The sequence below is a fragment of the Actinomycetota bacterium genome (assembly GCA_005888325.1).
In the GTDB taxonomy this organism is placed as follows: Bacteria; Actinomycetota; Acidimicrobiia; order Acidimicrobiales; family AC-14; genus AC-14.
Genome location: VAWU01000051.1, coordinates 14,949 through 31,527, shown reverse-complemented (window position 1 = coordinate 31,527; position 16,579 = coordinate 14,949). Strand labels below are relative to the sequence as shown.

The 16,579-nt window shown below is 69.2% G+C and carries 15 protein-coding genes and 1 pseudogene; 3 read left to right on the top strand and 13 right to left on the bottom strand.

All coding sequences use genetic code 11. The features are described from left to right. Nucleotides 1–6: 6 nt before the first annotated feature. Entirely contained in the window at nucleotides 7–1,218 is a 1,212-nt protein-coding gene (locus E6G06_15880) for an AI-2E family transporter (protein ID TML88635.1), read from the top strand. Here E6G06_15880 and E6G06_15875 read toward each other — a convergent pair. The 5 genes from E6G06_15875 to E6G06_15855 are packed head-to-tail and all read right to left on the bottom strand — an operon-like array spanning nucleotide 1,142 to nucleotide 5,738. Further along, nucleotides 1,142–1,432 (bottom strand): MTH1187 family thiamine-binding protein, encoded by a 291-nt coding sequence (locus E6G06_15875; GenBank protein ID TML88634.1) that lies wholly within the window; start codon nucleotides 1,430–1,432, stop codon nucleotides 1,142–1,144. The genes E6G06_15880 and E6G06_15875 overlap by 77 nt on opposite strands. After that, complete coding sequence (locus tag E6G06_15870) at nucleotides 1,429–2,316, bottom strand: LLM class flavin-dependent oxidoreductase (protein ID TML88633.1); 888 nt, start codon at nucleotides 2,314–2,316, stop codon at nucleotides 1,429–1,431. The genes E6G06_15875 and E6G06_15870 overlap by 4 nt, the downstream gene beginning before the upstream one ends. Continuing rightward, complete coding sequence (locus tag E6G06_15865; protein TML88632.1) at nucleotides 2,313–3,581, bottom strand: alpha-L-fucosidase; 1,269 nt, start codon at nucleotides 3,579–3,581, stop codon at nucleotides 2,313–2,315. Before E6G06_15865 ends, E6G06_15870 begins: the two co-directional genes overlap by 4 nt. Continuing rightward, on the bottom strand, nucleotides 3,578–5,266 hold the full coding sequence (locus E6G06_15860) for a D-aminoacylase (protein TML88631.1): 1,689 nt from the start codon (nucleotides 5,264–5,266) through the stop codon (nucleotides 3,578–3,580). Before E6G06_15860 ends, E6G06_15865 begins: the two co-directional genes overlap by 4 nt. A gap of 52 nt (nucleotides 5,267–5,318) precedes the next feature. Then, nucleotides 5,319–5,738 (bottom strand): NYN domain-containing protein, encoded by a 420-nt coding sequence (locus tag E6G06_15855; protein TML88630.1) that lies wholly within the window; start codon nucleotides 5,736–5,738, stop codon nucleotides 5,319–5,321. On the opposite strand from E6G06_15855, the gene E6G06_15850 reads away from it, so the two are divergent. Then, nucleotides 5,707–6,186 (top strand): Hsp20/alpha crystallin family protein, encoded by a 480-nt coding sequence (locus E6G06_15850; GenBank protein ID TML88629.1) that lies wholly within the window; start codon nucleotides 5,707–5,709, stop codon nucleotides 6,184–6,186. The genes E6G06_15855 and E6G06_15850 overlap by 32 nt on opposite strands. A 19-nt stretch (nucleotides 6,187–6,205) precedes the next feature. Here the strand turns inward: E6G06_15850 and E6G06_15845 are convergent, their stop codons facing one another. From E6G06_15845 to E6G06_15835, 3 genes are all read right to left on the bottom strand, one after another. Further along, nucleotides 6,206–7,120: a DMT family transporter gene (locus E6G06_15845; GenBank protein TML88628.1), complete on the bottom strand. Its 915-nt coding sequence runs from the start codon at nucleotides 7,118–7,120 to the stop codon at nucleotides 6,206–6,208. Nucleotides 7,121–7,209: 89 nt separating this feature from the next. After that, entirely contained in the window at nucleotides 7,210–7,935 is a 726-nt protein-coding gene (locus E6G06_15840) for a hypothetical protein (protein TML88627.1), read from the bottom strand. A 236-nt stretch (nucleotides 7,936–8,171) separates the two neighbouring features. Beyond that, nucleotides 8,172–9,557: a glycosyltransferase family 2 protein gene (locus E6G06_15835; protein ID TML88626.1), complete on the bottom strand. Its 1,386-nt coding sequence runs from the start codon at nucleotides 9,555–9,557 to the stop codon at nucleotides 8,172–8,174. Nucleotides 9,558–9,831: 274 nt separating this feature from the next. On the opposite strand from E6G06_15835, the gene E6G06_15830 reads away from it, so the two are divergent. Beyond that, nucleotides 9,832–10,707 (top strand): hypothetical protein, encoded by an 876-nt coding sequence (locus E6G06_15830; protein ID TML88625.1) that lies wholly within the window; start codon nucleotides 9,832–9,834, stop codon nucleotides 10,705–10,707. A gap of 42 nt (nucleotides 10,708–10,749) precedes the next feature. Here E6G06_15830 and E6G06_15825 read toward each other — a convergent pair whose 3' ends face one another. The 5 genes and pseudogenes from E6G06_15825 to E6G06_15805 all read right to left on the bottom strand — a co-directional run bounded on the left by E6G06_15825 (nucleotide 10,750) and on the right by E6G06_15805 (nucleotide 16,568). Next, nucleotides 10,750–11,064 carry a hypothetical protein gene (locus E6G06_15825; GenBank protein TML88624.1) on the bottom strand — a complete coding sequence of 105 codons (315 nt, stop codon included), beginning with the start codon at nucleotides 11,062–11,064 and terminating at the stop codon, nucleotides 10,750–10,752. A 2-nt stretch (nucleotides 11,065–11,066) separates the two neighbouring features. Then, the gene (locus E6G06_15820; protein ID TML88623.1) at nucleotides 11,067–11,765 is read right to left on the bottom strand and encodes a hypothetical protein; all 699 of its coding nucleotides are present in this window, start codon (nucleotides 11,763–11,765) and stop codon (nucleotides 11,067–11,069) included. A gap of 58 nt (nucleotides 11,766–11,823) precedes the next feature. Next, nucleotides 11,824–12,957, bottom strand: a complete 1,134-nt coding sequence (locus E6G06_15815; GenBank protein TML88622.1) for a phospholipase — start codon at nucleotides 12,955–12,957, stop codon at nucleotides 11,824–11,826. Between the two features lie 69 nt (nucleotides 12,958–13,026). Then, a pseudogene (locus tag E6G06_15810) lies at nucleotides 13,027–13,395 on the bottom strand (twin-arginine translocation signal domain-containing protein). A gap of 1,694 nt (nucleotides 13,396–15,089) precedes the next feature. Next, nucleotides 15,090–16,568 carry an NAD(P)/FAD-dependent oxidoreductase gene (locus E6G06_15805; protein TML88621.1) on the bottom strand — a complete coding sequence of 493 codons (1,479 nt, stop codon included), beginning with the start codon at nucleotides 16,566–16,568 and terminating at the stop codon, nucleotides 15,090–15,092. Nucleotides 16,569–16,579: the final 11 nt, after the last annotated feature.

Below are 16,579 nucleotides of genomic sequence, written 5' to 3'. Positions count from 1 at the left end.
AGCGGCGTGCCTCCGGACGGGATGGCCTCGCGCGACGGGAGAGCCTCGCGCGACGGGGGAGCCTTCCGCGACGAGGGAGCCGTCCGCGACGAGGAGACCGACGTCAGGATCGTCGACCTCGACCCCCGCTCCATCCTCGCCCTGCTCGTCAGCCTCTTCGCGCTCACCCTGCTGACCGCCGTGGCCCGGGCGGCGTCGCGCTCGCTCACCTGGCTCGCGATCGGCGCGCTCCTCGCACTCGCACTGAACCCGGTCGTGCTCCGCACTCAGGCGCGGCTCAAGATCCGCCGCAGCGTCGCCGTCGGCGTGGTGCTCAGCACGTTCCTCGGGGTCATCGCCGGGCTCGTCTTCCTGCTCGGTCCCCCGGTCGCAAGCCAGGCCCGTGACTTCCAGCGCGAGCTGCCGCGGGTGCTCGATCGGCTGCAGGACCTGCCGATCGTGGGTGACAAGATCCGTACGAACGACGTTCCGCGCAAGCTTAAGGACTGGATCGACAACCTGCCCGAGCGCCTGGGCGAGAACCCGGGGCGGGTCGCCCATGCGGGCCAGTCGGTCTTGAGTGGCGTGCTGGCCGCGCTCGCCATCGTCCTCATCACGATCACGCTCCTGCTCGACGGCTCGCGCGTCGTACGCGGGCTGCGCCGGGCGGTGCCTCTCTCGCGACGGGCGTTCGTCGACCGCGCGGGCGAGACGTTCTACCAAGTCGTGGGCCGCTACTTCGCGGGCTCACTGTTGGTCGCGCTCCTGGCCGGCACCGGCGTGCTCATCATGGGCGTGATCCTGAAGCTCCCCCTCACCCCGGTCGCCGCGCTCTGGACGACATCGACGAACCTCATCCCCCAGATCGGCGGCTTCCTCGGCGGCTCGATGTTCGTGGCGCTCGGCCTCACCAAGGGGCCCACGACCGCGTTGATCTGCGTCGTGTACTTCCTCGCGTACCAGCAACTCGAGAACCATGTCATCCAGCCGGTGGTCGTAGGTGAGGCGGTCGACCTCTCGCCGCCGGCCACCATGCTCGCCGCGCTCGTGGGCGCGTCGGCTGCAGGTGTGCCCGGCGCATTGCTCGCGACGCCGCTCGTCGGCGTCGTCAAGGCCCTCTACATCGAGGTGCGCGACCCGGGGAGGGCGCGGCGCAGAGCCGTCAGCGCAGACGGCGCTCGAGTGACTCGACTTTTGCGTGCAGTGCGTCGTCGACGCCGGGCCGGTGATCGATCTTGATGACGACGCTCACACGGGGCGCGCGTGCGGCGACGGCGTCGACCGCGGCCTTGATCACGCCCATCACCTGATCCCATTCACCCTCGACGTTGGTGAACATGGCGTTGGTCTCCGACGGAAGGCCACTGTCGCGCACCACGCGTACTGCATCGGCGACGAGGTCGCCCACCGAATCGGTGAGTCCGAGGGGAGTGACGGAGAAGGCCGCGATCATGCGTCGAGTATCGCGGCCCGCACGTCGGCCAGCCGCGCGAGCGAGGCCAGCACGTCGGCCTGCCCGTCGGCGAGGTGGCGCACGATCACATCGGTATAGCCCATCCCCGCGAGCTCGCGGAGCTGCTCGGCCACGCGCTCCGGACCCCCCACCACGCACGCGGACGGGTCAAAGCCCCGGTAGCCGCGCGCGAGCACCGGCCCGGCCACCCGTTCCGCGTCGGCGTCGTCCGCACCGACATGGACGTCGCGGCGGATCGCCACGGCGGTCGGAGTTCGGTCTCGCACCGCACACCGCTCGTGGTAGGTGGCGACGAGCGTGCGGGCCTGGTCGACCGTCGCTTCAGGGCCGGCGAGCCAGCCATCGCCCAGGCGGGCGGCGCGGTCGACGGCCGCCGGCGCGTGACCGCCGATCCACACCTCGAGCGGCTCGGGGGGCACGGGGGCGATCTGCGTGCCGTCGACGTTCTCGCCCGCGCAGAGACGGCGAACGATGTCGAGCGCGTGCTCGAAGCGGGCGACGCGTCGGTGGATGTCGACGTCCATGGCCGCGAACTGCTCGGCGCCGCCGCCGATGGCGCACTGCATGATGAAGCGCCCGGCCGCGATGGTCGCCAGCGTGCCGACCTGCTCGGCGACGAGCACCGGGTTCCACAGCGGGAGCAGGTAGAGCGCGCCGGCCGGCCGTTCGTCCCACTCGGCCAACAGCCGGCCGAGCATCGGGGCGTTCTGGTAGTAGGGGACGGGCACGCCGTGGTGGTCGCCGACGAAGAGCGAGTCGAGCCCTGCGTCGCGTGCGGCCCGCGCCCGCTCGATCATCCACCGCGCTCCGGCGCGCCCATCGTCGATCACGTAGCCGCTGCGCAGCGAGGTGCCGAGCCTCATGAACCGGCGGGTGAGAGGTCGACGGCGAGCACGGTCGCGTTGGCGTCGACGAGGTCGGCGGGAACCTCGATCGTGAGTTCGCCGTGCGGATCCTCGGTCAGCGAGTCGATGATGCCCGTGCGCGTGCTGTGGCGGAGCTCGGCGCGGGTCGCCAGAGCCTGCACGGACTTCACGCGCTTGATCGGCACGCCCCGGACCGTGACCGATTCGTACGGTCGCATGAGCAGGTGCAGGTAGACGCGGTCGCCGCGCCGCGTGCTGGGACCGTAGAACTGCCACGGCTCGAGTCCCGCAGTCGTGCCGGTGATGCTCTCGCCGTTGGCGCGCATCCATTCGCCCACGGCTCGCAGGCGCTCGACCTGCTCGGGCGGCAGCGTCCCGTCCCCGCGCGGGCTGACGTTGAGCAGCAGGTTCCCGCCGCGCCCGGCCACCTCGCACAACGCGTGGATGAGCTGACGCGCCGACTTGTAGTGCGTGTCCGTGGGGTTGTAGCCCCAGCTCTCGTTCATCGTCATGCACGCCTCCCACGCCCGGCCGGGTGGTCGAGGGGGAACGAACTGCTCGGGCGTCTCGTAGTCGCCGAACCCCGGCAGACGGTCGTTGACGAGGATGTCGGGCTGCAGCGAGTGGATGAGCTCGATCAGCTCGCGCCCGCCCCACTGCGCCGCCGACCGCTCCCATCCGCCGTCGAACCACAGCACGTCGATGCGGCCGTAGTTGGTGAGGAGCTCGGTGATCTGCCCGGACAGGTATTCGAGGTAGCGGCCCCACCGCTCGGGCCCGGGCACGGGTGGCGAGTAGCCGAAGCGGTAGGGCTTGTCCGCCTCGGTGAACGGGGGGTAGTCCGGCGCGCTCCAGTCGGGCAGCGAGAAGTAGAGGCCGACGCGCAGACCCTCGGCGCGCACGGCGTCGACGAACTCGCGCACGATGTCGCGCCCGAACGGCGAGTGCTCGATCGAGAACTCGGAGAGCTTGGTGTGGAACATCGCGTAGCCCGAGTGGTGCTTGGCGGTGAGCACCGCGTAGGTGGCACCGGCGTCGCGCGCGGTGCGGGCGAGAGCGGCGGCGTCCCATGCGGTGGGGGCGAACGTCGCCGCCGACGAGTGGTACTGCTCGACCGTCACCGACTGGCCGAGGGGCAGCGCGAAGGTGCCGCCGACGAGAGGCCACGAGATCTCGAGACCCTGTTGACTGGCGTGGTCCCAGTGCACGAAGAGCCCGAGGCCCGCGCCCGCGAACCAATTGGATGCGGCCCGCTCGCTCAACTGCGGAGCAGGGTGCCGGCTAGGGCGCCCGTGTGCTCGCCCTCGGCCATGAACACCTCGCCGTTCACGATGGTGGCGTCGTAGCCGGCGGAGCGCTGGATGTAGCGGCCGGCGCCGTTCGGGAAGTCGTGCGCGTACTCGGGCAGCGGGAGGCGCAGGCCGTCGAGGTCGAACACGTTGAGATCGGCGTAGGCGCCCTCGCGGATGACGCCGCGGTCGGTGATGCCGAACAGCTCCGCGGTGTCGCTCGTGAGCCGGCGCACGCCCTCCTCGAGCGTGAAGATCCGACGGTCGCGCACCCAGTGGGAGAGAAAGAACGTGGGCAGGCTGGCGTCCATGATCAGGCCCACGTGGGCCCCGGAGTCACCGAGACCGAGCACGAGCTGCGGATGGTGCAGCATCGCCTCGACCGCGTCCGTGCGCTGGTTGAGGAAGGGCCAGGTGAACAGGGCGCGGCCATCGCTCTCCAGCGCGACCCGCACGAACGTCTCCGGCACCGACTCGCCCGCCTGTGCCGCGCACGCGGCCAGGCTGTCGGCGGGGGTGTAGGTGTAGCGCGCCTCGCCGGTGCCGAGGAAGTACACGCCGTTGAAGTCGAATGGCGGCGGGCTGGCGACGGCTTCCTGCACGAGAGCGGCGCGACGGGTGTCGTCGCGCAGCACGGCCAGGCGTGCCTCGAGGTCGAGCGGCCGCAGCGCCCGCCAGGCGGGAAGCCCGTCGAAGAAGGTGCGCGCCTGCAGGCCGAACAGCAGGCCGATCCCGCGGGCGGTGGTCTGGGGACGCAGCTGCGCGCCCGCGGCGGCCTCTTCGTCGACGAACTTCAACACGTGCTCGTACAGGCCAGGCCGGAAGTCGCTCTGGGCCACGCCGAAGGTAACCGGCCGCCCGGTGGTGCGGTTGACCTCCGCCATCCACGCCACCTCGGCGCGGGTGTTGGCGAAGTCGGCGCCGTCGCCCTCGCCGAGCTTCGGCGCCACCTCGAACACGCCGCGCTTCCACCTGCCGAGCACGTCGGCGATGGCGAACAGCTCGTCGGTCTGCGCGTAGGTACCGGGGACGGCCCGTCCGTCGGGCACGCGGTGCAGCATCGTGCGCGACGTCGAGAACCCGAGCGCGCCCGCGCCGATGGCCTCTTCGACGAGCGCGGCCATCTGCTCGATGTCGTCGGCGGTCGCGGGGTCCTGCTCGAGACCGCGCTCGCCCATCACCCAGTGGCGCACCGCGCAGTGCCCGACCATGCCACCGACGTTCATCCCCTTGGGCAGCCGGTCGAGCGTGCTGAGGTACTCGCCGTAGGTCTCCCAGTCCCACGGCAGGCCGGACAGGATGGCCGCAGCGGGGATGTCCTCCACCGACTCCATCATCTCGGCGAGGTAGCCGCGGTCCTCGGGCTTGCAGGGCGCGAACGTCACGCCGCAATTGCCGAGCACGACCGACGTGACGCCGTGCCAGCAGGACGACGTCGCGATCGGGTCCCACGCGAGCTGTGCGTCGAGATGGGTGTGGATGTCGACGAAGCCGGGGCTCACGATGCGCCCGTCGGCGTCGATGGAGCGGCGGGCGGCGCCGTCCACCTCGCCCACCGCCACGATGCGATCCCCGGTCACCGCCACGTCGCCACGGAACGGCGGTGCGCCGGTGCCGTCGACCACCGTCCCATTCTCGATGATCAGGTCGAAGGCCATGCGGTCACAGTAGGCGGCAGTCGTTGGCCGTGCGCCGCCCGCGTTCTCCGGTTCAACACCCCTGGTCGTCCAGGCGCGCCAGGAAGGTGCCCGCGCCGGTGACGCGGGCGCCGCGCTGCCGGGCGCCCTCGGCGAGCGCGCGGTCCGAGGTGATCACCTCGACGAGGGCCGGCCCGTCCGCGTCACCCGGAAAGCCCGCGTCGAGGAGCTCGAGGATGCGCTCGTCGGCCGCGTCCCGGCCTCGGCGCGCGGCATAACGGACGACCACACCACCGTGATCGCCTTCCACCAGATCGGGCTGAGGTACGTCGAGGACGAGCACGACGTGCCCCCCGCTGACGGTCACAGAGCAACGGAGGCGCTCGAGCAGCCGGCGCACCGCCGCAGGCGGATCGCGCCACCAGCCCGCCACGCCGGCACCGACGACGTTGTTGCCGTCGATGACGAGCGTCGTCGGGCCGTCGCTTCCCACGTCGGCCTACGGTAGGGCCCTGCTCGCGGGCCCGGCGGCGATGCGGACTACCGTGCACTGCATGCCGACCGACAAGCCCAGCCATCAGGTTGTCGTCCAGGCGACGGCGGCCACCGAGCGAACCATGCGCCCGCAGCGCGTGCCGGTAAACGTCTACGAGACCAGCGCCGCGCTGGTGATCATCTCGCCGTTGCCGGCCGTCACCGCCCAGGACGTCACGATCGAGCTGCATCCCGGAACGCTCCGGTTCTGGGCGAGCCTGCGCAGCGCGCCCCCGCGCGAATACCTCACCCACGAATGGGAGTACGGGGGCTTCGAGCGTGAGGTCGAGCTGCCCGAGGGCTTCGGTGGCGACGTCGAGGCGTCGCTCGCGAACGGGCAGCTCGCCATCCGCGTCCTCCGCGGTCGTACCGATCAGCGCGTCAGCATCAAGCCCAACGCGCTCTGAGTTCGCCTTCCTCGTCCGTTCAGAGAACGGGAGCGCGACCCGTCTCTCTCAGCACGACCGCGCCCAGCGCGCACACGACGATCGCCATGCCGATCACCTGCAGGGCGACGATGCGCTCGTCGAGAAAGAGCGCGGCGCTCACCGTCGCGACCACCGGCACCGCCAGGGTGAGGAGCGACATCGCCGCCAGCTCGACATGGTCGTGGGCCCAGCTGATCAGGAGATGGCCGAGCCCGCCCGAGCCGACGGCGAGCGCAGCGATCCTCGCCCAGTCACCCGCGCTGCCGGGGTCGATGCGCTGGCCCGACAACAGGGTCACCGGTGTGACCGCGACGGCCGCCACGAGCGTCATCCCCGCGAGGAACTCGAAGGCGCTCAGGTCGCGTCTCGCCTGCTTGGAGGCGACGAAGTACCAGGTCCACGCGAACAGCGCGCCCGTGGCGAGGAGGTCACCGCTCGGGCTCCACACCGGTGTGGCGGAGGACCCGAACACGACGACGGCGACGCCGCCGATGGCCACCATCGTCCACATGACTGCTCGCCCGGTGACCCGTTCGCCGAACAGCCTGCCGACGAGCAGCAGCACGAGCGCGGGTTGAAGCGCGCCGATGACGGTCGCGTTGGCGACAGTGGTGTGCTTGAGGGCGCTGAAGAACAGGACGATGTCGAGGCCGAACGCCAGCCCTCCCGGCAGGCACAGCCGCAGCAGCCGCCGGTTGTACCGACCCCCGCGTGCGTAGAACACCGCGGAGGTGACCAAGGCGCCGATCCAGAGGCGGTGGAAGCCGAGCACCAGGCCGTCGATGTCGCCGACGGCCTTGGCCACGACCGCGACCCCGCCCCACACCCCGACGGCGGAGAGCACCGCCAGCGACCCCGCCACCGGACGTCTCTCCACCACCGGGCGCGCCTGTCCGACATCGTGAGCGGCCACCGAGCCATCTTCGCGGCTCCGGCATCGGGGTGTTGCTTCGAATCAGACGTCGGCGATGAGCACAGTCAGTCTGTTCCGCGCAGCACACATCATGCCGATGACACGCTGAGCACGACCGCGGCGTCCTCGGTTGCGACTCGAAGGCGTGTCAGCAGCTCCACGGCGGTGGTCCGGGCGTCCACCGGTAGGCGCGGAAGGGGCCCTCGGGGCGTCCAATGGGCGACGATGGCGTGTGGGTCCCGTGTGTTCGTGAATGCCAGTGGGAACCGAGCGGCCACGAGCGCGTCGAGCTCACTTGAGATCCGCGGATCGTTCGTCGACTCACTCGTCGCTGAGAAGGGGTAGGCGAACGCTCGAGCGGTCACGCCCAAGCGCTCGGAGAGGGTGCGCCGGCTGATGTCGAGATCGCGACCCACGCGCGTGCGCCAGTGCCGGAAGCTCTCGGGCCTTCCGCTCGCCAGCAGCACGCGGTTGTTGAGCGCGGGGCCCGAGCGCCGACCCGGCAGCGCCGCCAAGACGTGTTGATTGTGGGTGTGCGACCCGATCTCCCACCGCCCGCTGTCGCGCATCGCCCGTAACTGACCCGACGTGAGGTAGTAGGAGGCACGGTCGTGGGCGATACGAGACGTGATCACGAACATCGCGGCGCGGAAGCCGTAGCGAGCCAGGATCGGATCGGCCGCGGTCCAAGCGCTCCCGACCCCGTCGTCGAAGGTCAGGAGGATGGGGCGCGGAGGGAGGACAACGGCTTCGCCGGCACGCACAGCTTCGACTTGGGCCAGGGAGACAGAATGGAAACCGGCTCCTCGGAGCATCGCCAGTTGTTGAGCGAAGTGTTGAGGCGAAACCACCGGCGACTCCGTGGTAGGTGAGCACCGGCACACCCGCGCGATAGTCCGGGATACCCATCGCTTTGGCGAAGATCGCGAAGCCCGGGGCCACCCGCGGCGCAGGAACCCGACGCTCGTCCGCTTCCACCGAGCGCACGAAGTCCACGCTGATCATCGTGAGCGCGACGAGGGCCGCGGTGGTGACCAAAATGCGGCTCAACCTAGACACGGCGGGTACCCCAGGAACCGTCGCGCACCCGAGCGAGCGCCCACAGCAGCTGCGCCGAGAAAGCCAGATAGAACAGCGTTCCCAGACAGGCGTAGAGCCACAGGCCATCTTTGCGGGCCGAGCGGTAGTAGAGGCTGTACGCCATGGCGACGAGGTAGAGCGCCATGGCGTACACGACCGGAAAGATGCCTTGGTGCCCAGGCATCCAACAGAAGTTCCAGAAAAGAATGAGCGGACTGAGGAGCCCCGTGAGGGCAGCTATGCCGATCGAGGGCAGCGCGATCGGGCGGGTACGCCAGATGTGGCCCATGAGCAGCAACCCTTCCCGGAGCCACGACTTCTTCCAGCGCAGCTGCTGACGGAAGAATGTCGCGTACTCGTCAGGAACCTTCGTCCACGACTCGGCCCGAGCGTGATAGCGCGTTCGCCACCCTGTCCGAAGGATCTGATTGGTGAGTGAACGATCGTCGCCGTAGGTGCACGCTGCGCCAAGGAAACGCTGGTGCTCCCACGCCTCGAGCACCGGAAGAACTGCGTCTCGACGGTAAGCAGCGAAACAGCCCGAGCAACAGGTCACGGCCCCGACGACGGACTCCGCGGCCTTGAGCAGCGCGTAAGAGATGAAGTACCGGGCCGCCTGTATGCGCGTGAGGAGGTTGTCTCCCGCGTTGCGTACATAGGTGATACCGGAGACCGCACCGACTCTGGGATCGGAGAACGCCTGGACGATGCGGCCGACCGCGGGCGGGTCTGGCGCCGAATCGGAGTCCACGAAGACGAGGATCTCGGCGCCGGTCGCTCGAATTCCCGTCGCCAACGCGGCCCGCTTGCCACGGTTTTCGGGTAGGTCGATGCACTGGACCGCCCTTCGCGAGCGTGACGCCGCCGCGACCATGCGAGCCCACGTGTCGTCGCTGGATCCGTCGTTGACACACACGATCTCCAGCTTGTCGACCGGATACTGGACCCCACAGCAGGCTTCGATCGTTTCGACGATCGCCCTGCCCTCGTTGAAAGCAGGCACGATGATGGCAACGGTTGGCTGAATCCCGGTGTCCTCCGGCGTGCGGTAGAGCGCCGCCAGGGTGAAGCGGGAGAGGACATAGCCGCTCACGACCAGCGTGTAGAGGCCTCCCATGCTGCGCCAGCTGTACCGATGCAGCCTCTCGAGCAGCGCCCAGCCAAGGATGGTCAGCACACCGAGCAACGCGATCGTGGCGCCATCACGGGAAAGGACCAAGAGCATGCGCGCGGCGGTCCCGACGTCAGAGCGGTGAGTTTCAATCGACCGCGAGCGCGCGCGAGGCGGCGACGAGTCGCAGCGGCAGCGTCGGCGATGATGATCGACCAGCGGCTCTCCACACGGCGTGGGTACCAACGCCGAGCCTCGTCGGTGGCGACGACGGATTGCCGACGTCCGCCGATGCCGAGGAAGCACGCCATCGGCGGGCGGTGGTTCCCCAAAATCCCTGAGAACTCCGACTTCATCGACCGACCGACGCTCGCGCGCTCGCCCCACCGTGACCCCCCGGAGCCCACCATCGACCCGCCCCGTCACATCGGCGTAGGAATCTAGTGATCGGGTTCCGGCCCCGCTAGAGGCTGACGACGCAGGGTCGACGCTCCGCGCGCGGTCGGGCGAGACTGTCGGTGTGAGCAGGACAAGGCTGGGCGTGATCGCCGACCCTCACCTCGCGCTCGAGCGGGTGGAGGACACCGGATGGCACAACCCGTTCCGGTTGGCCGACGCGCATGACCGGCTGGACGCGGCCCTGGGCCACCCGCTCCTCGACGGCACCGATGTGGTGGTGGTGCTCGGCGATCTCGCGCACTTCGGCGACCGCACGTCGCTTCGGCGCGTGGTCGACGCGGTGGCGTCCGCCGGTCGTCCGGCGCTGCTGCTGAGCGGCAACCACGACGTGTTGACGCCCGGAGCCCGGTTGGAGGACGAGGTGGTCGGCCGCGGCGCGGGACTCGTCGCGTCGCCGTTCGCATGCCAAGCCGAAGCTCCTGCGGTGAAGGCCTTCGCCGCGGCGGGCTCGGGGCTCGCGGTGCACGAGGTGACGGGCATGAGTGAGCGGCAGCTCCAGCCGTTCGACGTGAGCGGCCGCCGGCTGGCCGACGCCGATCCCCACGGGGGACTCGACGTGCTTCTCACCCACTTCCCGGTGTTGACGCTCGAGGACCGCTGCCGAGACGCGGAGCTCCTCTACTCGGGGCACCTCGGCATCCTGGCGCCGACCCCGTCGGTGTTGCCTGCGACCGACCAACCCGTCGTCGTCCTGAGCGGCCACCTCCATCTCCGCGGCGTCACGACCGAGGCGAACGTGCTCCAGCTGGTGTTCGCCGCGCTCGTCGAGCCGCCGTACGAGGTGGCCGTGGTCGAGATCGACGTCGAAGAGACGTCGATCGGCTACCAGTGCGCGTCGGTCGTCGAGCCCGACGCCGAACGGCTCCCGGTGCTCGACCCTCCGTCGGGTCGCTGGACGTTCGCACCGGACGCCGGTCGCTGGTCGGCATCGGCCTGAGGGGCGGATCGGCGCGATCGTGCCCCGGAACCGTGGGCTGTCTCAGGCACCGTCTTCGTCGAAGAGCGAGAGGCGGCTGAGCTCGGTTGGCGCGTCGGCCGGTGGGAGGACGCCGTCCTCCGCGGCCGCGATGGTGGGCTCGTCGAGGCCGAGGTGAGCGGCGAACGCGGTGCGGTCCATGCCCAGGCGGCCGCGCTCGGCCAGCACCGACGCCGCGAATCGGGGGAACGGATGCCCCTCGCCGGCGAGGCGGTCGGCCATGGCGCCGGCCAGGCGCGCCAGGTCGGGCCGCCACTGCCCCGACGGGTGCCGGTCGCGGGCTGCGTCGTCCGGCTGCATCGTCAGCCAGGTTGGCATGCTCACCGCAGGATGGGGAGCTCGGTGAGCCCGGCGAAGCGGGGCTCGCGCTCGGCCAGGACGCGGAGGCGGTCGAGCGTGCGCTTGACCACCTGACGGACGAAGGCGGGGTTGAGCCCGTAGTCGCGGGCGACGGTGACCGAGGGCGACGGATCGCCCGCGTCGGTCTGCAGCTTGACCTCGAGGAGGATGGCGCGGTCGCGCGGCTTCACCTTGCCGCGGTCGAACGCCTCGACGAGCAGCGCGCAGCCGTCGTGGCACGGGGCGAGCCGCTCGAACACCTCGAGGCCCTCGGGCTCGTCCCCGATCGCCCGGAGCTGCTCGGCGACTGCGACGTCGTGGTCGTCGAGCGGGTCGGCGTGCTGGCCGACCCAGCCCGCGGCGATCGCCGCCAGCCGCTTCACCGCCCAGTTCCACGGCAACGCCCCGCCCTCGGGATCCCACGCGCCCGCACCGTCGAGCAGCGCCAGGCACCCGTTGAGCACGAGGCCGTCGAGCTCGTCGGGCTCGACGTGCTGCACACCCAGGCGACGCAGCTCGCGTCGCATGAGCGCGGCGACGTGGTCGCCGTACTCGAGATAGAGCGTGAAGACCGCCGCCTGGTCGCCGCCGGCCATGCGGGCCATCACCTCCACCAACCGCTCGAACCGCTGTGTCTCCACTTCTCCGCTGCCCTTTCCCTTACCGTTCTCGTCCGGCAACCACTGACGAGATGAGCATGACAGGGGGGTGTGACAGCTACGGGCGGCGGCCCCGGCGTCAGGACGCCGGGCGCGGGACCGTGGGCGGAGGCGCCACCTCGGGGACGTCGATGGCCGAGCGGGCTCGCGAGAACACGAGTGCGTCCGCCAGGTTGCGGGCGTACCTGTCGCGTGCGTGCAGCGGTTTCAGGCCCCAGCGCCACTCGATCATGCGCAACACCGAGCAATGCTCGTACGGGCCCTTGTGCTCGACCCGCGGCGGTGCCCACGGACCCATGACGATGCACGGGACGCGGAAGCCCAGGCGGGAGTAGTCGGGATGCGGCCCGGAATTCGGATTGACGTTGTCGTCGCGCACGTTCGGTGGCGGCACGTGATCGTAGAACCCTCCGTGCTCGTCGAACGTGAGCACGAACACCATTCGGTCCCATTGCGGACTGCGCCGCAGCAGTTTATAGACCTCTCCGATGAAGGCATCGCCCACCTTGACGCTGCCGTGCGGATGCATGTCGTTCGACGTCCCCGTCAGCTCGGGGATGGTCCCGTACTCGGGGTCGACGAACGCGACGTTCGGAAGCGTTCCTGCCCGGGCATGCTCCTTGAACAGCTCGTACGGATGGCTGATGTCGTCGTAGCGACGGCTGGCGAACAGACCCGTCATCGGCTCGCTGAAGTAGTAGTAGCAACCGGAGAGGCCTGCGCCACGGACACGATCCCAGATGGCGACGTCCAACTTCGACAGCCGCGACCTGTCCGGCGGGGGCAGTGATTTGGCATCTTCGAGGTAGGGATAGATGCCCGTGTCGTCGACGTCCGTCGCCGCGCAGTGCTGATAGAAGCGGTTGGGCCACGTGGCACCGAGCACCGAGCAGAAGTACCGGTCGAAGGTGGTGTAGCCGCGTGCCAGCGTGGCGAGCACCGGAAGGTCGGCCGCCGTGTAGTAGCTGATCGGGTAGGTGTCGCCGACGGCCTGCGTCTTCAAGAACCCGTCACACGCCCCGCCGTTCCATTGTTGGGCGACGGCCGGCCAGTCGTGCCGGGGATCGCCATAGCGCCATCCCTGCCAGTCGGGAGCGACGGACCAGGTCGGCCGCGCCGCGCCGGAACTGTCGGCATAGGTGAGACCGGCCTGGCGTCCGTCCGCGCCCGGGAGCCAACCCAGTAGGTGATCGAACGATCGGTTCTCCATCATCAGCACGACGACCGTGTCGAACGGCGCCTCCGCTGGGGCGGGGAGCGGTACCCCTCGCGTCTGCCGCTTCGCTCCACTGCCCGTGCACGCCCCGAGCGCCACGGCCCCTGCAGTCGCCAGCGACCCGGTCAGGAAACGGCGACGACTGATGGGCTGCGGGTTCAGGTAGTCGATCGGGACCCCGCCGGCATGGGCGGACTCTACGGCATCGGTCGGTCGATCGGCCGGCCTCGTCTCCCTCAGGGTTCGACCCCGTTGCGTCGATGAAGAGGCGTGAAGCAGCGAGTGATCGCGGCGATGTGCGCCCTCACCGTCGTCACCGGCTGCGCCGGCGGCACCGGCAATCCGATGACCATGATCCGGGCCCTCGGGGCCGGATCCAGCGCCGACCTTCAGCCCGAGACGATCCCCGCGGCCGACTCGAGCGGGCCCCTTCAGGTCATCGGGGACAGCACCGCATCAGGTGGCGCCTATCTCGATCTCGATACCGTCACCCCGCCGCCCGCTCCGACGTCAGAGGCGTTCTATGTGGACAGCGTCAGCGGCGACGACAGCCTCGACGGTCGTAGTCCCGAGACGGCTTGGAAGTCGTTGGCCAGAGCCGGGACCGCCGCCGTGGCCCCCGGCGGGAGCCTGCTCTTCAAACGCGGCGGCAGCTGGACGGGCTCGATCACCATTCCGTGGAGCGGCGTCACAGTCAGCGCGTACGGCAGTGGGCCGTTGCCGCTCATCACGAACGGGTCGACCGCCGGCAGCATCGTTAACATCCAGGGTTCGAACAACCGCATCGCGGCGCTCGAGCTGCGCGCGACCAGCACGGCTCACGGCTACTTGTCGGGGTTCAACTTCTCGAGCGGCGCCAAGTTCAACACGCTGTTCTTCACCAAGACCAGCGGTCTCTACGCCGGGGTCTACGTGAACAGCGGCGCCACCAACAACAAGATCGTCGGCAACACGATTGGGCCCAACAGCATGATCAACGTGAACGTCAACGACGACTCGGGTGCCTTCGGAGTCTTGGTCTGGGGGGACAGCAACGAGATCGCCGGCAACGACCTGCGCGGCAACGTCGGCCTCTCGGATCGCTACGGCCTGGACGGATCGGCGGTCGAGATCTACAACGGCTCGCGCAACTGGATCCATCACAACCGGGCTTCCGGCAATCTGGCCTTCTCCGAGTTGGGGGTCGATCCGAGGCACGCCGTCACCGGCAACATCTATGCCTACAACCTCGTGACGTCCGATCTCGACCAGGCCAGCTTCATGATCACCCGCGGCCCGACCCGGGCCGACGGCACACCGCAACCCAACGGTCCGGTCAACGACACCCGGGTGTACGGGAACACCGCGTTTCTGACCGCGGCGACCAGCAAGGGCATGGTCTGCTACGCGCACTGCAGTCCGACCATCTTGACGTCGGAGAACAACATCCTGGTGGCCGGCCTCCACGCCCTCGAGTCCGACGGCAGCTTTACCGAAGGAAACAACATCTATTGGCGGGTTGGCGGTAGTCCCGCGACGACCTGGCCGATCTCGGCCAGCTCCCAGCTGGACGACCCGTTGTTCCTCGATGCCGGCAGCGACTTTCACTTGGCGGCCAACAGCCCGGCGATCAATGCCGGCACGCTCGACAGCCTGTCCAGCGGCTTCTTGTACGACCTCGACGACAAGAAGGTGCCGATCGGACCTCGGCCGGACATCGGCACCTATGAGTTCGGCAACCGCACGTGCGCCAGTCTGCCGAACCCCGCCAACGGTTTCGTGACCGGCGAAGTCGATCTGCCGGCGGCCGCGAACTACTTCATCTGGTCACGCATCCGTCCGGCCGACGTCGCCGGTAAGTCGTACTACGTGCAGGTCGACAGGCGGTGCAGCATCGAAGTCGGGGGGACCGACCTGGAACCCGGCGACTGGACCTGGGTCAACTGGCGCGACGGCCGGCTCGACGCGCCGGTGGCGATCGACAAGCTGACCGCCGGCCGGCACACGGTTCGGATCTTCGGTGCTGACCCCGATGTCGGCCTCGACCGTCTGCTCTTCACTACCGATGCCGGCTGCCGGCCCCGAACCGCGGACGACAACTGCGGCTGACACCCGAGGCCGCGACGACGTCGGACGAGCTCGACGCCGCACTACGAGAATCCTTCGTGAGCGCCGGCGAACTCGTACTTGGTCGGGTCGGGCGTCTTCATCGCCTCGCGGAAGCGGACGAACGACCAGGGCCACACCGCCGGGAGCCCGCGGTCGTCGAGGTACCAGCTGCGGCAACCGGTGACCCACACCGTGCGCTGCGCCGCCACCTCGCGCGCTCGCTCGAACTCCACCAACGCCTCGCGGGTCGCGCACACCTCCCGGCACTCGCCCGCCCGGATGCGCTCGATGAGTTGCATGACGTAGCGGGTCTGGAGCTCGGCAACCTCGATGAGCGAGAAGTTCCCGACGGGCCCGTTCGGGCCGTTCAACATGAAGAAGTTCGGGAAGTCGGGAATCGAGATCGACAGGTACGCCTCCGGGCGAGGGGTCCAGGCCTGTTCGAGCGTCGTGCCGTTGCGCCCGGCGATGGTCATCGGTCGCATGAAGGCGTCGGTCTTGAATCCCGTCGCGAGCACGAGCACGTCGAGCTCGTGGAGGCGGCCATCCTTGGTGCGGATTCCGCCGGGCTCGATTCGCTCGATGGCATCAGTGACGAGCTCGGCGTTCGGACGCTGGATCGCGTCGTAGAAGTTGGGAGAGATGATCAGCCGCTTGCATGCGGCGCGGTAGTCGGGACGCAGCCGCTGTCGTAGCTCGGGGTCGTGCACGTTGTTCTCGAGGTTCGCGAGGCACGCTTGCTCGACCAATTTGAGCTCGGCCGACTCCGAGTCGACGACGGCGTTGGCGAACAGGTCGAACATGTCCGACAGGTTCTGGTGTAAGTCCACGAGTCGTTCGGGCTGCGCACGAAATGCCGCCTGCTCCTCGTCGGAGTACGCCGGGTTCTCCTGGGGCATCACCCACTGCGCCGTGCGCTGGAACAACGACAACGCCGCAACGCGATCGACGATGGCCGAGACGATCTGTATTGCTGTCGATCCTGTTCCGATGATCCCGATCCGTGTGCCGTCGAGCTGAACGCGGTGATCCCACCGCGCGCTGTGGAACATCGCTCCCGCGAAGGTGTCGATACCATCGATCTCGGGATATCGCGGGTGGTGGAGCACACCCGTCGCTGCGATCACAACGTCGACGTCGTCGCGATTTCCCGAGGCCGTCGTGAGATGCCACTTGCCATCAGAGAACTCGCATCGGGTGACCGCGTCACCGAACCGAGCTCGTTGCAGGACGCCGTGCTCCTCGGCGACCCGCTCGAAGTACGCCTGGATCTCCGGACCGGGGGCGAACCGGCGACTCCACTCCGACGTGAGGGCGAACGAGTACGAGTACAAGTGAGACGGCACGTCGCACGAAAGGCCGGGGTATGTGTTCTCGCGCCACGTGCCGCCGACGCGGTCGGCCTTCTCGTACACCGTGAAGTCCGTGATCCCGGCCTCGGTCAGCTTGATCGCGCTGAGGATGCCGGCCATCCCTGCGCCGATCACCGCGCATCGCAACGGGCGCGCCTCGGGATTCATGCGTCTGAGTT

Coding starts and splice junctions, on each gene's coding strand:
- E6G06_15850 (TML88629.1), top strand. CDS start 5,707: ATGACGAGCGTCGTCGGGCCGTCGCTTCCCACGTCGGCCTACGGTAGG.
- E6G06_15840 (TML88627.1), bottom strand. CDS start 7,935: ATGCTCCGAGGAGCCGGTTTCCATTCTGTCTCCCTGGCCCAAGTCGAA.
- E6G06_15860 (TML88631.1), bottom strand. CDS start 5,266: ATGGCCTTCGACCTGATCATCGAGAATGGGACGGTGGTCGACGGCACC.
- E6G06_15875 (TML88634.1), bottom strand. CDS start 1,432: ATGATCGCGGCCTTCTCCGTCACTCCCCTCGGACTCACCGATTCGGTG.
- E6G06_15815 (TML88622.1), bottom strand. CDS start 12,957: ATGATGGAGAACCGATCGTTCGATCACCTACTGGGTTGGCTCCCGGGC.
- E6G06_15870 (TML88633.1), bottom strand. CDS start 2,316: ATGAGGCTCGGCACCTCGCTGCGCAGCGGCTACGTGATCGACGATGGG.
- E6G06_15805 (TML88621.1), bottom strand. CDS start 16,568: ATGAATCCCGAGGCGCGCCCGTTGCGATGCGCGGTGATCGGCGCAGGG.
- E6G06_15825 (TML88624.1), bottom strand. CDS start 11,064: ATGCCAACCTGGCTGACGATGCAGCCGGACGACGCAGCCCGCGACCGG.